This is a genomic window from Cyanobacterium sp. HL-69, assembly GCA_002813895.1.
Lineage (GTDB): Bacteria > Cyanobacteriota > Cyanobacteriia > Cyanobacteriales > Cyanobacteriaceae > Cyanobacterium.
Map to the genome: position 1 here is coordinate 92476 of CP024912.1, position 15159 is coordinate 107634.

The following is a 15159-nucleotide window of genomic DNA, read 5'->3' on the forward strand; positions in this document are numbered from 1 at the left end:
AAATCTATTGTTATGGCTCACTAAATAAGAAAAAAAAGACTGTATATCATCTAAATCAATGTTATTTAATTTAATTTCTGGTTGATTTTTTAAATATTCCCTAATAACTTCTATTATTTTATAATTATTCACCATTATTAATTTTCTAAGTATTGATTATTTATTGGAAACACTAACTCTAATAATACAATTAAAAAAGGTGGGCAATGCCCACCCTACAGTTAATTAATGATAATCAAAAATTTACTCAATACCTTCGATGCGATCTTCCGCTTCTTGGTAAAGTTGTTGTAACTTCTCAATATTCTCATCAGAAGTTTCCCAATAACCACGGCCGTTAACTTCCAATAAAGTGCTAACCATACGACGGAAAGAATTGGGGTTCAAATCCATCAACCGTTTACACATCTCCTCATCTTGGATAAAGGTAGTGTTAGTGTCCTCATATACCCAGTTGTCCACAGCGTCGGCGGTGGCACTCCAACCCATGGTATTTACAAGGCGTTTGGATAATTCCCTTACCCCTTCATAACCGTGGGATAACATACCTTCATACCATTTGGGGTTTAATAATTTGGTACGGGCATCTAGGCGCACAGTTTCCGAGAGGGTACGCACTTGAGCGTTAGCGGTGGTGGTGTCTGCGATGTATGCAGAGGGTTTTTTACCATCATCGCGCAAGGATGCTACTACCTTGGTAGGATCAGAGTCGAAGTAGTGGGATACATCGGTTAAGCTAATCTCGGAGGAGTCTAAGTTTTGGAAGGTGGCATCAGCAGTTTTCAAGGATTTCTCAAAAATGTCTCTGCCTTCATCCATTACCCCCGGATTGTCGGAGTTGAAAGCGAAGGATTTACGGTTTAAGTACATATCCCGCAATTCTTGCTCTTCTTCCCAGCTACTATTTTCTACGGCTAAGTTAACGTTGGAAGAATAGGAACCAGAGGCGTTAGAGAATACACGGGTTGCCGCCTGACGGAGGTTGATACCCATTTCTTCTGCTTGATCTAAGGCGTGTTTGCGCACAAAGTTCATCTCGATGGGTTCATCGGCTTCCGCTGCTTTTTTCACCGCTTGATCTAATAAGTTCATTTGGTTTATGAATAGATCACGGAATACCCCAGAACAGTTTACCACTACGTCAATGCGGGGTCTGCCTAATTCTTCTAGGGGAATTAATTCGAGTTTGTTAACCCTTCCCAAAGCATCAGGTACAGGTTTTACCCCAATCATCCACATGATTTGAGCGAGGGATTCACCGTAGGTTTTGATGTTGTCGGTTCCCCATAATACACAGGCGATGGTTTCGGGATATTTACCACCGTTGTCGATCTTTTGACGCTCTAGGAGTCTGTCCACCACGATTTTAGCTGATTGTACGGCGGCTAGGGTGGGGATTTTTTGAGGGTCTAGGGCGTGAATGTTTTTCCCTGTGGGTAATACATTGGGATTACGGATGGGATCTCCCCCAGGGCCGGGTAGTACATATTCCCCCTCAAGGGCTTTGAGTAAACCGCCTAATTCGTTATCGGCACAAACTTGCTCAAGGCAAAATTCGAGGAATTCAAATAGGGGTTTGATGGCTTTTTCATCCACGTTGGTATAACCAAATTCATGGAGTTTGGCAACCCAAGGTTCTTTTTTACCCATGTTGAAGAAGTTTAACTTGGAAACAAGGGAGACTCTTCCTTCGGCGTTAATTTGTTCTTCTACTAAGGCTCTGACGGCGGCTCTGGTGGCTTCGGTGATGTGTTGTAATAGTTCTACATCGGCGAGTACCCCTCTATCGGCGTTACGATAAATTTCTTCCATATTACGCCCGATACTTCTGGCGATGATGGTGGGTAAGCTCCAGATTCCGTCGTCTTCACGATCTAAGCTACCAATGTTGACTAAAGTTGCGATCGCCTCTTCAGCGGTAGGAGGTTTACCGATGACGTGTAACCCACAGGGTAAAAGACGAGATTCGATTTCCATCAACTTACGATATACCGCCCCAACGATAGTATCCCTTTGCTCTTCGGTGAGGGTGCTAGAGTCAAATAATTGAGGCTCTTGCCCTTCGGGGGTAGCAATTTCAGGAATATCTTTATCAAGGTTACAGATACGGGCTTGATCAACGATGGTATTAACGATTTGCACCGCACGACCACCTTCTTTTAACCCTTGGTAAGAACCGATTAACTCACTCAATTCTTCCAAACCTTTGTAGAGTCCAGCATTTTCAGCGGGGGGGGTAAGGTAAGAAATGGTATTGGCATAACTACGACGTTTGGCGATGGTTGCCTCACTGGGGTTGTTGGCAGCGTAGTAATAGATGTTAGGAATATTACCGATGAGACTATCGGGGTAACAATCTCCAGACATCCCCATCTGTTTACCAGGCATAAATTCGAGGGAGCCATGGGTTCCGAAATGGAGTACCGCATCCACGCCCCAAACTTTTTCAAGGTAGGTGTAGTAAGCGGCAAAACCATGATGAGGGGAAGCCGAGCGAGAAAATAACAATCTCATGGGATCTCCTTCATAACCGAAGGTAGGTTGTACCCCAATAAAGACGTTACCGAAGTGTTTACCGTAAATTAAGAGGTTTTGACCGTCACTGTTAAGATGTCCAGGTGGTGGTCCCCAGTTTTCTTCTAGTTTTTGGGAGTAAGGGGTTAAACGCTCATATTCTTCCACACTCATGCGGTAAGCCACGTTTAACTCAGGGCTAGAGTATTGTGCCTGAGCGTCATGGATGACCATTTCCATTAGTTCTTTGGGGGTTTCGGGTACGTCTTGGATGTCGTAGCCGTTGTGTTGCATTCCCTTCAAGACTTCATGGATAGAGCCGAATACGTCTAAATAAGCCGCTGTACCGACGTTTCCTTTATCGGGGGGGAAACTGAAGACGGTAATGGCAAGTTTTTTCTCTAATTTGGGTTTTTTGCGTAGGTTTGTCCATTTTAAAGCCCTGGAGGCGATCGCCTCTACCCTATCTTGTAAAGTAATAGAGCGTCCAGTATTACCATCTCTACCAGAGAGAATAATAGGCTCAATAGCACCGTCTAACTCAGGAATAGCAATTTGCAACGCTACTTGGATAGGGTGTAAACCAAGATCACTTTCTTCCCATTCTTCCGTGGTTTGGAATACCAAAGGTAAAGCCACCATGTAGGGACGATTGAGACGCTTGAGCGAATCTACCGCCTTGGGATGATCCTGTCTAGCAGGGCCACCCACGAGGGCAAAACCAGTCAAAGAAACCACCGCATCTACAATGGGTAAAGGCTCCACCCCTTGTACAGGCTTATCCCAGAAATACTCATTTACAGGCTTAGAAAAATCCAAACCACCCGCAAATACAGGAATTACCCTTGCACCACGATATTCAAACTCCTGTAACATCGCCACATAGTGGGCATCGTCTCCAGTTACTAAGTGAGTCCGTTGTAATACTAACCCAACGGTAGGAGCAAGAGGATCTTTTAAATCATCACTAATATCATCACGGCTGTTATACCAGTTGAGATACCCTTTGATGTCCTCAAACATAGTGGGGGCAAGGGGATGCCATATACCCATATCAGGATAAACGATAGGCTCAGCATACTTAGCGTTACGGTTAAGTAGAGATTTTTCCCCAGTGAAGACATATTTGTCAGCCAACATCAAGAAGAAGTTTTCGAGGTTGTCAGCAGAACCACCCAACCAATACTGGAAACTTAACATAAAGTTACGAGCATCTTGAGCTTTTTCCACAGGTAAATATTTCAATACCGTGGGAAGGGTGCGTAAAAGTTTGAGCATAGCATCTTCAAAACCAGCCCCCGACTTTTGCTTACGCTTCTTCATAAAGTCGCCGATGACGCTCTTACTTTGTCCGAGTTGTGCCATGCTGAAGCTACCCATTTTGTTGAGGCGCATTACTTCGGGCATGGAGGGGAAGACTACTGCCGCATCTAGGGTGTCACGGTGGGGAGTCACAGCTTCCACCACTTTTTGAGCCAATTCTTCGATGAAAATTAAAGATGCAATGAAAATATTTGCTTCTGAGACATCTTTTTTGAACTCTTCATAGTTTTCAGGGCTTCTCAATTCTTCGATGAGATAACCGCTAATTTCAATGGCGAGATTGGGGTTATGGGCGTTAATCGATTTGATGGCCGCAGAAATAGAACTTTGATACTGAGGTTCTAAAACAACATAAACCACCTTCATTAAAGCACGATCTCCTAGGTTTTCTGGTGCTATGTGTCTGATGGCGGATTTTACGTTTGTAAACATTAATGTTTTTTCTCCTATTTAGGTGAATTTAAACGGGATATGTTAAGAATTATTACAGAGCTTAATATACGCTCTTTATTGTTTGTACCACGAAAATAAGCTCTTTTACCTATATTTTTGGGAATCTTTACGGTAATCCGTAGTATTTTGTTACAAATTGTTACAAGTATGCGGTTTTTGAGAATGAAAATTAAGAAATCAAGGGAAAACCATGGTTTTTCCATAAAAATCAAGTTGTGAAGCAAGGATAATATTCTCGGTTTTTCGCCTTCCCTAGACCATTTTTTCGGTAACGTCTAATTGATGAGGTGATTCTGGGCAGAAGGCTAAAATATGGTACAGTCAATACAAATTTAAGAAAACGTTTTTATATTAATTTGCCTTTTTTGTTTATTAATGATTTAAATCATTGTCATGGAATTAGGTAATTTTTGATTGAGCTAAAGTTGCAGATAAGAAAAATTCAAGGTGATGACAGAATTTCTGGTTAGATATGTATGGTTAGTACCTTTTTATAGTTTACTTGGGGCATTATTTACCCTTCCTTGGGCTTTAGGGTTTGTGCGTCGTACAGGGCCACGGCCGGCGGCTTATATAAATATTTTGATGACTTTACTATCATTTATTCATGGTAGTGTGGCTTTTAGTTATGTTTTGAACCATGATTCTTTTAATTTAAATTTTCCCTGGTTTACCATCGCTGATTTAGATTTATCTTTTGCGGTGGAAGTCTCTCAGATTAGCATGACGGCCCTAAGTTTGGTTACATTAATCAGCTTATTGGCACAGGTATTTGCGATCGGTTATATGGAGAAAGATTGGTCTTTGGCTAGATTTTTCGGTATCATGAGTTTCTTTGAGGCAGCTATCGGCGGTATAGCCCTAAGTGATTCTTTACTCCTCAGCTATGGCTTATTAGAACTATTAACCCTTTCTACCTATTTATTAGTGGGTTTTTGGTATGCTCAACCCCTCGTCGTTACAGCGGCCAGAGATGCTTTTCTTACTAAAAGAGTGGGAGATATTATTCTTTTAATGGGCTTAGTGGCTCTTTCTAGCTATGGGGCAGGGTTGACTTTTTCTGAGTTAACCACTTGGGCGGCTGATCATCCTCTATCTGATTTTACCGCCGCTTTGTTGGGTTTATCCCTTATTGCTGGGCCTACTGGTAAGTGCGCTCAATTTCCCCTTAACCTATGGTTAGATGAAGGAATGGAAGGGCCTAGCCCTGCTAGTATTCTGCGAAATTCCGTGGTAGTTTCGGCGGGGGCTTATGTATTGATTAAATTAGAGCCTGTATTTACTCTCTCTCCTGTATCGGCGGATGCTTTAATTATTATTGGTGCTATTACTGCCATTGGTGGTTCATTAATTGCCTTGGCACAGGTCGATTTAAAGCGAACTTTATCCCATTCTACCAGTGCCTATTTAGGTTTAGCATTTATTGCAGTGGGTTTGGGTCATGTAGATATTGCTTTTCTGATTGTCTTAACCCATGGCATTGCCAAGGCTTTATTGTTCATGAGTGCGGCTTCGGTGATTCTTACTACCACAGCTCAAAATATTACCGAGTTGGGGGGATTATGGTCAAAAATGCCCGCAACAACGATCGCCTTTATGACTGGTAGTGCAGGAATTGTGGGCTTATTACCCCTAGGAATGTTTTTCACCCTTTCTCGTTGGTTTGACGGCAAATTAGATGTCCCTTGGTGGTTATTGGGGATTTTGTTAACGGTAAATCTAATTAATGCCCTTAACTTCACCCGTGTATTTCGTCTTGTTTTCCTAGGACAAACCCAACCGAAAACAAAAAGAGCGCCAGAGGTTATTTGGTCCATGGCTTTACCCATGGTGACATTAACAATTTTCACCTTACTAAGCCCTTTAATTCCTATTAAATACTCTCTATGGTTAAGCCCCATATCACCCCTAACTAATAATAATAGTCAGATATTGACTTTTGCCGTACCCGCATTAATTATTTCTGGGGCGGTGGGAGTCATTGTTGGTTTTACTTTACCACTACATCGATTATGGGATCGTCCTTTAAACAAGTTTGTCCGTTTTACCCAAGATTTACTGGCCTACGACTTCTATTTAGACAAAATTTATCAATATACCGTGGTGGCTTTTGTCACTGCCTTATCTCGTCTAACGACATGGTTTGATCGTTATGTGGTTGATGGGGCGGTAAACTTGGTGAGTTTATTCGCTATTTTTAGCGGTAACGCATTAAAGTACAACACTTCTGGACAATCTCAGTTTTATGTCCTTACCATCTTAGTGGGGGTAAGTCTTTTGATGTGGTCAATTGTGAGTGGTCAATGGGGTAATATTCTTAGTTATTGGAATTTTTAGTTGGTGAGCAATGCCCACCGTACTTGTTGATCTGGCGTTGGTTTTGGGCAAGGGGCTTAAGCTCCTTGTAAGAAAAAATTTATGATTATTTACTTTTAAAAAAATGCTGAGTTTGTTAATTTGGATTTCAGTATTAGGGGGCTTAGTGGTGGGCTTTTTACCCAAAAATAAAAACCCTAATATCTATCGTAATATCGCTTTAGTGTTTGCGATAATTACCCTTGTGGTTAATTTATATATTGCTTTTAATTTTAGAACTGATACTTTCAGTTTACAGTTTACAGAGCATTATCAGTGGTTGGATTGGCTAGGACTTAGCTATGATTTAGGTTTAGATGGTCTATCTTTTCCTCTTATTTGTCTGAATAGTTTTTTAACTTTAACAGCAATTTATATCACTCCCAAAGATTTACCACGTCCTAGACTTTATTATTCTTTAGTTTTATTGCTTAGTGCTGGGGTAATGGGTGCATTTCTCGCACAAAATTTACTACTATTCTTCCTTTTCTATGAGGTGGAAGTAGCTCCTCTGTATTTCTTAATTGCCATTTGGGGAGGACAAAGAAAGGGTTATGCGGCAATGAAGTTTTTACTTTACACCGTATTGTCTGGATTTTTAGTGTTAGTTTCTTTCCTTGGTTTAGTGTGGTTGAGTGGAGAATCAACTTTTGCTTTTGAGCCTTTAAAATCTCATTCTATTCCCGTGGCTAGTCAGGTATTACTTTTAATTCCTTTGTTGATTGGTTTATTTATCAAAATTCCTATTTTCCCTTTCCATACTTGGTTGCCCGATGCCCACGTGGAAGCTAGTACACCCGTATCAGTGTTGTTGGCAGGGGTATTGTTGAAGTTAGGAACATATGGTTTACTCAGGTTTGGGGTTGGTTTATTTCGTGATGGTTGGTTGGTATTAGCTCCCTATCTAGCCTTTTTGGCGGCCATTAGCGCCCTTTATGGGGCATCCTGTGCGATCGCCCAGAAGGACATGAAAAAGGTGGTTGCTTATTCATCTATCGCCCATATGGCATATATTTTACTGGGGGCGGCTGCCACTACCCGCCTAAGTTTGGAGGCTTGTATTTTACAGATGGTAAGCCATGGTTTAATTTCCGCCATGTTATTTATCTTGGTGGGTATTGTGTACAAAAAAACGGGTAGCCGTGATGTAAACTACCTCAGTGGTTTGTTAAATCCTGAAAGGGGATTGCCTGTAACGGGTAGTTTGATGATTTTGGCGGTGATGGCTAGTTCCGGAATTCCAGGAATGATTGGTTTTATCGCTGAATTTTTAGTATTTCGGGGTAGTTTTCCCATTTTTCCCATACCGACTCTATTATGTTTAGTGGGAACGGGTTTAACGGCTGTTTACTTCCTATTAATGGTTAATCGAGTCTTTTTTGGTCGTTTAACTGTTGAGTTGGCTAGTTTGCCTCGAGTAATGTGGTCTGAGCGAATACCTGCGATCGCCCTTGCCATACTTATCATCATCTTTGGCTTACAACCAGATTGGATGCTGAGATGGTGTAAAACCGAAGCCTCGGTGATTCTTTACGGTAATCAAATTGTTGTTGAGCAACAAATCAATAGTTAAAACCATTGATAATTAAGAATGGATAATTGAGAATGGATAATTGAAGTACCCCAATTCCTCATCAACAACATTAACAAAAACCCAAAATATGACGACTACAACCCACTGGACAAAAAAACATATTATTTCCCTAGAAGACTTTAGCAAAGAAGAGTACGACACCGTCTTAACCACCGCTGCTAGTTTTCGGGATGTCTTGAAAAGTAGAACTAAAAAAGTTCCAGCCTTGCAAGGGCAAGTGGTAGCGAATATGTTTTTTGAGCCTTCCACCCGTACCCGTAGCAGTTTTGAGTTGGCAGCCAAGAGGCTATCGGCGGATATTCTTAACTTCGCCCCTAGCTCATCATCCCTCACCAAAGGGGAAACCATCCTTGATACTGCCAAAACCTATTTGGCCATGGGAGCGAATATCATGGTAATTCGTCACAGTCAATCGGGAGTACCTTTAAACATTGCCCAAGAGATGGATCGACTAAAAACGGGGGTAAGTATTTTTAATGCGGGGGATGGCTTACACCAACATCCCTCCCAAGGGTTATTAGACTTATTTACTATCTCTAATTTATTAGATCCCAAAAATCCTCGCACCGCCCTGTTAGAAGGAAAAAAAATTGCCATTGTGGGGGATATAATCCATTCTCGTGTAGCTCGTTCCAATATTAACAGTCTGTTGGCTTCTGGGGTGCATTTGCATCTTTGCGCTCCTCCTACCCTTTTACCCCATCTATTTGCTCACACGGTTAAACCTGAATATAGGGACCGTTTATTTATCCATTGGCACATTAAACCAGCCCTTGAAAATGCTGATTTTGTGATGACTTTAAGGCTACAAAAAGAGCGTATGGCAGATTATTTATTACCTAGTTTAAGGGAATATCATCAATTATTTGGGATTACGCGCGATCGCCTCTTATGGTGCAATCCAGAAGTTAAAGTATTACACCCAGGCCCTGTAAACCGAGGGGTAGAAATAAGTTCAGACTTAATGGACGATGAAAGACTCAGTTTGATTTCTGACCAAGTTACTAGCGGAGTAGCCGTGAGAATGGCTTTACTATATCTCATTGGTAACTTAAAACAAGAAATTAGCCCCCAAATATTATCTACCAATTAAAGTTATCGAGAAAGTTCCTCGACAATTTTATCGCCACGTCGATTATTATATTTGCTATTATCCAAAACATCGGATTTTTCTTCGATAGATAAGGCGCTGGTGATAGATGTACGGAGATGATAACTTGTCTTACTCAACGGCTCAGGTAAAAATTGATCTCCAAAAGCGATAAAAACGATCAATAATAAAGGGCTAGTTCTGAGCAAAAAAAGCATATTTTGAAAACAAAAACTGGTTATATTACTAATAAATTTTTTCATTGCTTTTACTACGATGGGAACATTATAAAAAACTCTCTAACTATTATGATGCCCAAAACAACGCCTTAAGTTATCGGGTAGTGTCAATTACAAATTTCCCTCCATTAACCATTCGGGCGAATAGTGAGAAAAATGTTAAGATATTGTTACAATGACTAACAACCCCAGATACTAAATAATATAGTACGGATCTCATGACTCAAACTACTTCCCCCCAACCATTATCTAATCAAGAAGAAAAGATAATTGATGTCCCGTCAGAAATTGTTGCCACTCCTAAGACACATCAGGAAAATTTAGGCCCAATTCCAGACATCTCCCCCGAAGATTGGGAATATAATCCGGATACTATTATCAAGTATTATCGGGGCAAACCTTTACAAGTATTAGGTCGATTAATCAATATTTCTTTTCCCTTTGCATCATTCATGCTCACTAACTGGTGGCATTCCCTTTTAGGTACATCGAAAAAAAACCAGAAAAAACAGGCAGAAAAACTAAGAAAAATCTTAACCAGACTAGGCCCTGCTTATATCAAAATTGGTCAAGCCCTCTCCACTCGTCCTGATTTAGTTTCCCCTGCTTACTTAGAAGAATTAACCAGTTTACAAGATCAACTTCCCCCTTTTCCTAATGAAATCGCTTATCAATTTATAGAAGAAGAATTAGGCTCTAAACCAGAAGAAGTATATCAAGAAATAACTCCAAATCCCATTGCGGCAGCTTCCTTGGGGCAGGTATATCGTGGCAGATTGAAAACAGGGGAAGAAGTTGCCATAAAGGTACAGCGTCCTGATTTGGTTAGAAGAATTACCCTTGATATATACATCATGCGTAGCATTGCTACATGGGTAAAAGAAAATGTGAAGCGCATTCGCTCGGATTTAGTCGCTATTACTGACGAACTGGCGGCAAGAATTTTTGAAGAAATGAATTATATGAAGGAGGGGGAAAACGCCTCTAAATTTAAAGATTTATATGGTCATTTAGAGGAGATTTATGTGCCAAAAATCTATTGGGAATATACTGGCAGAAGGGTATTGACCATGGAATGGATTGAGGGTACTAAGTTAACGGATATTGAGAAAATCCAAGCTCAAGGTATTGATGCTACCCATTTGGTAGAGGTGGGAGTGCAATGCTCTTTGAGACAATTACTAGAACATGGGTTCTTCCATGCAGATCCTCACCCTGGTAACCTTTTGGCCATGGGGGATGGTAGATTGGCATATCTAGATTTTGGGATGATGAGTAATATTAAGCCTTACCAAAGATATGGGTTAATTGAAGCGGTGGTTCACCTTGTCAATCGTGATTTTGATGGGTTAGCCCAAGATTATGTTAATTTAGACTTTTTGACCCCAGAAACGGACTTAACGCCAATTATACCTGCCTTAGCGGAAGTTTTTAATAATGCTTTGGGGGCTAGTGTAGCGGAGTTGAATTTCAAAAAGATTACCGATGAAATGTCGGCGATGATGTATGAGTTTCCTTTTCGTGTTCCTGCCTATTATGCTTTGATTATTCGTTCTATGGTGACATTGGAAGGGATTGCTATTAATATTGACCCTGAGTTTAAGGTATTGAGTAAGGCTTATCCCTATGTGGCCAAAAGGTTGTTAACGGATCAATCTGAGCAATTACAGGCTAGTTTAAGGGATTTACTATTTAAAGATGGTAATTTCCGTTGGAATCGTTTAGAAAATTTGTTGCGTAATGCCAAAGATTCTCCTGATTATGACTTTGATAGGGTGATGAATCAGGGCATGGAATATTTACTTTCTGAAAGGGGTAAGTTTATCAGAGAAAGATTAGCCACTGAAATTGTTAATTATCTGGATAAGATGGGGCAAAAAACATGGTTTAATATTTCTAGCTCTGTGAGTCGGGTTGTGGGTTGGGATTCTCCTCAACGTCCTGCGGTAATGAATAATGGTTCGGTGGAGAGTCAATCTATGGAACATTTACAGAATATTATCGAAATTTTACAGGAAACCGATGGTTATGATCCTATGAAATTGGTACCGATTATCACGAAGATTTTACAGAATTCTGAGACTCAAAAGTTGGGTCAACAAATTGCTGGGGGTTTGGCTCAAAAGGCTACGGCAAGGTTGATTCGTAATTTATTATTAGATAATAATTCTAATAATAATGGTAATGGTAAAAGTCCTAGTAAAAAAGATCAGTTGTCTTTACCTGTGGCGGCGATGAGATAGTTGTTCGTTGCACTAATTTATATGATTATATGTGTTGGGGTGAGGAGGAATAGGGTATGGTTTTTATGATTGTAAATTAAGAATCTAAATGTTGTTTACTCTTTCTCTAACTAGAATTTAATGAAACGCTATATTCTTTATTGGACAAAGGTTATGGCGTTTTCATCTTTTTAGATTAAATACACCCTAGTTCATAAAGGGGAACTATTTTTTTATTTATACAAAATATTATTTTATGGCAATTTTACCTTCAAAGTTAATTTTAGAACCTTTGTTACGGGGTTGGTTATTAGAGGATATTGGTAGGGGCGATCGCACTACAAACGCAATTTTTACCGAGGAAAATAAATACCAAAAAGCCCATTGGCTATTGAAAGAAAATGGAGTAATTGCAGGTTTACCCATAGCCAAACAAGTATTTCAACTATTAGATGAAAAGGTTATTTTTTCCGAAAAAGTGAGGGAAGGGGAATATTATTCTTCTGGTACTATTTTGGTAGAAATGGAAGGAGAAATGGATGGTTTATTGACGGGAGAAAGGGTAGCATTAAATTTGGTAATGCACCTTAGCGGTGTTGCGACGATGACAAGGAAATATGTGGAGGCTATTGCCGATTTTCCTACTCAGTTGGTGGATACCCGTAAAACTACTCCGGGCTTAAGAATTTTGGAAAAATATGCCACTCAAGTGGGAGGGGCTTTAAATCATCGTATGGGTTTGGATGATGCGGTGATGATCAAAGATAATCACATTGAAGCGGCGGGGAGTATTGCTAAGGCGATCGCCCTTATTCGTGGTAATATACCTTATCCTCTGACCATTGAAGTGGAAACCAATACCCTAGAGCAAGTCCAAGAGGCGATCGATCATCAAGCAGATATTATCATGTTAGATAATATGGCTATTCCTGAAATGATAGAAGCAGTAAAAATTATCAGACAGGCTAATGAGAGAATAAAAATAGAAGCATCGGGTAACATTACCCTCGATACCATTGCCCAAGTGGCTCAGACAGGAATTGATTTTATCTCCACCAGTGCCACTATTACCAAAGCACCATGGCTAGATTTAAGCATGAAATTCTAAACATTCAATAAATATTTAAAATATTGTTATCACTCCTCACCCAAACTAAAAAACAGATCTAAACTTAACAATGCCCCTAGTAAAGATTTAGACCTTGTCACTATTTATTTTAATTCCCATGTTAAAATATCTTCATAAAAGTATTTTTTATATCAATTGAATTTTAAGGACGATGCTCTCAAGGCGAATGATCCCCAATATATTTTACATATAGAAAAAAAGTTAATCTTGACCTGATAAGGGTAAATTTTAATACACTATTTCAATTATTAATCTAGTCAAACTATGACGACAAAAACTGATAACAAAAACAATTTGTTTTCCTGGCAAATAATATCTGTCTTCTTGGTACTTTTTTTTGGAGGGGTAGGTTTTGCGGCTACCGCCATGTTACTAAGACTACCAACTAATAACAGTTGTAATAATTTGTCTTTGTTATTTAGTTCAGCGACTAATCGCTTGTATTGCGCTCAGCTACGAGCAGAAGAAGATACGGTGGAAGGTTTTTTGGCAGCCATTGATTTAATTTCTAACTTACCAGAAGATCATCCTCTCATTAGTGAGGTAGATCGCTACATTACCACCTGGTCCGATCGCATTTTAGCCATTGCACAGGAAAAATATCATCAAGGAGAGTTGGAAGAGGCGATCGCCATTGCTGAAAAAATCCCCACCCGTGAAGCCAACGAAGCATTAATCTCCCAGAAAATAGAAGAATGGCAAAGTGTTTGGGAAGAAGGAGAAAGTATCGTGGCGGACATCGAAGAAAAATTGCGCCGTGGGCAGTGGAATCAAGCCTTTTTAGCCACCGTCCAACTATTAGAACTAGACAACGCCTATTGGAGTAGCACCCAATATGATGAAATGGTACAAACCATTACCCTTGCCCAAGAAGAAAGTAGCGAGTTAGACGAAGCCTTTGCTTCTATCAATAGGGGGGGAATAGATAACTTGATCAAAACCATTGAAATTGCCTCTCGAATTTCTAAATCTAGTTTTTCCTATGATCGTGCCACCGAGTTAGCAAGGGATGCAGAAGGACAAATTATCGATATTGTTAAGGATTTGATCGATGATCGTAACTGGGCAGAAGTTAGCACTATCGCCCGTCAAATACCTCGGAGTAGCCCCATACGAGACAAAGCCGATGATTGGTCAAATTTAGCTAGTGCTGGAAGAAACGCCAACCTAAACACTGTATCAGGTCTAAATCTAGCCATCTCTCAACTAGATAAAATCTCCTCTAGCAGTGGGGTTTATGCCGAAACCAGAAAATTAAAAAATCGTTGGACTTTACAAAAAGAGGATCTGATTTACCTTACCGAAGCCAAAGATTTGGCAAAACCTGGTAATGTTGATAGTTTGCAACAGGCCATCGCCCGAGCCGAATTTATCAGTAATGAAAACCCCTTACACTCCGAAGCCCAACAGGAAATTAGAAAATGGAGAAGGGAAATTCAAGTTAAAGAAGATCAACCCTACCTCAATCGAGCAAGGGAATTGGCTTCTCGTAATACCGTCAGTGGGTGGCAAGAGGCGATCGCCCAAGCCCAGATGATTGAAGCCAACCGAGCCTTGCACAGTGAAGCCCGAAACCTCATAGCCCAGTGGAGAGGAAATATTCAAAGGGTAGAAGATCAACCCACCCTAGATCGAGCCATTTCCCTCGGTAGCCAAAATAGGTACCAAGAAGCCATTAACGTAGCCAGTGCCATCGGGAGCAATCGCTCCTTACACTCCGACGCTCAGTCAAGGATTCGCACATGGCGTCGAGAAATTACCGCCCGACAAAACTTTAACGAAGCCTCTCAAATCGCCCAAAATAGAGATGCTCAATCCCTCTCCCGTGCCATTACCATCGCCCGTCGCATACCCTCCTCCACCGATGTTTCTGCCCAAGGACGAAATGCGGTTAATAGTTGGTCTGAGCAACTTTTGGCCATCGCTAGACGCACTAACTCTTTACAAGAAGCTATCAATATCGCCGACATGATTCCTTCGGGCACCTCAGCCTACAATGCCGCCCGTCGAGATATTCAGCAGTGGCGCGCCCGTTTAGCCCCTCCTCCTGCCCCCCGTAGAACTCCCACCAATCCCCCTAATAATAATGTTGACCCCCGTAATATAACTCCCCCTAATAATGATTCTGACCAAGAATCAACGCCCATTACCCCAGATACAGAAATTTCTCCAGAGCCAACTTTAGAGCAAACAAGTTTTTAAGATGACAAGGGGGGAGAAAAATTTTATGATAATTTTGT

Annotated in this window: 8 protein-coding genes; 6 read left to right on the forward strand and 2 right to left on the reverse strand. The window is 40.7% G+C overall.

Annotated features, from left to right (window positions below):
- Positions 1–243: 243 nt before the first annotated feature.
- Entirely contained in the window at positions 244–4269 is a 4026-nt protein-coding gene (locus tag AA637_RS00385; protein ID WP_446683434.1) for a magnesium chelatase subunit H, read from the reverse strand.
- Positions 4270–4740: 471 nt separating this feature from the next.
- Between AA637_RS00385 and AA637_RS00390 the strand changes: the two genes are divergently transcribed.
- The 3 genes from AA637_RS00390 (at position 4741) to AA637_RS00400 (ending at position 9332) form a co-directional block, all read left to right on the forward strand.
- Positions 4741–6627: an NAD(P)H-quinone oxidoreductase subunit F gene (locus tag AA637_RS00390; protein ID WP_446683435.1), complete on the forward strand. Its 1887-nt coding sequence runs from the start codon at positions 4741–4743 to the stop codon at positions 6625–6627.
- Positions 6628–6730: 103 nt separating this feature from the next.
- Positions 6731–8218: an NADH-quinone oxidoreductase subunit M gene (locus AA637_RS00395; protein WP_446683436.1), complete on the forward strand. Its 1488-nt coding sequence runs from the start codon at positions 6731–6733 to the stop codon at positions 8216–8218.
- 88 nt (positions 8219–8306) lie between these two features.
- Positions 8307–9332 carry an aspartate carbamoyltransferase catalytic subunit gene (locus tag AA637_RS00400; RefSeq protein WP_446683437.1) on the forward strand — a complete coding sequence of 342 codons (1026 nt, stop codon included), beginning with the start codon at positions 8307–8309 and terminating at the stop codon, positions 9330–9332.
- Between the two features lie 2 nt (positions 9333–9334).
- Here the strand turns inward: AA637_RS00400 and AA637_RS00405 are convergent, their stop codons facing one another.
- Entirely contained in the window at positions 9335–9538 is a 204-nt protein-coding gene (locus AA637_RS00405) for a hypothetical protein (protein ID WP_446683438.1), read from the reverse strand.
- Positions 9539–9786: 248 nt separating this feature from the next.
- Between AA637_RS00405 and AA637_RS00410 the strand changes: the two genes are divergently transcribed.
- The 3 genes from AA637_RS00410 (at position 9787) to AA637_RS00420 (ending at position 15121) form a co-directional block, all read left to right on the forward strand.
- Complete coding sequence (locus AA637_RS00410; RefSeq protein WP_446683439.1) at positions 9787–11811, forward strand: ABC1 kinase family protein; 2025 nt, start codon at positions 9787–9789, stop codon at positions 11809–11811.
- A 241-nt stretch (positions 11812–12052) separates the two neighbouring features.
- Complete coding sequence (gene nadC, locus AA637_RS00415) at positions 12053–12898, forward strand: carboxylating nicotinate-nucleotide diphosphorylase (protein WP_446684503.1); 846 nt, start codon at positions 12053–12055, stop codon at positions 12896–12898.
- A gap of 345 nt (positions 12899–13243) precedes the next feature.
- Entirely contained in the window at positions 13244–15121 is a 1878-nt protein-coding gene (locus tag AA637_RS00420) for a hypothetical protein (protein WP_446683440.1), read from the forward strand.
- Positions 15122–15159: the final 38 nt, after the last annotated feature.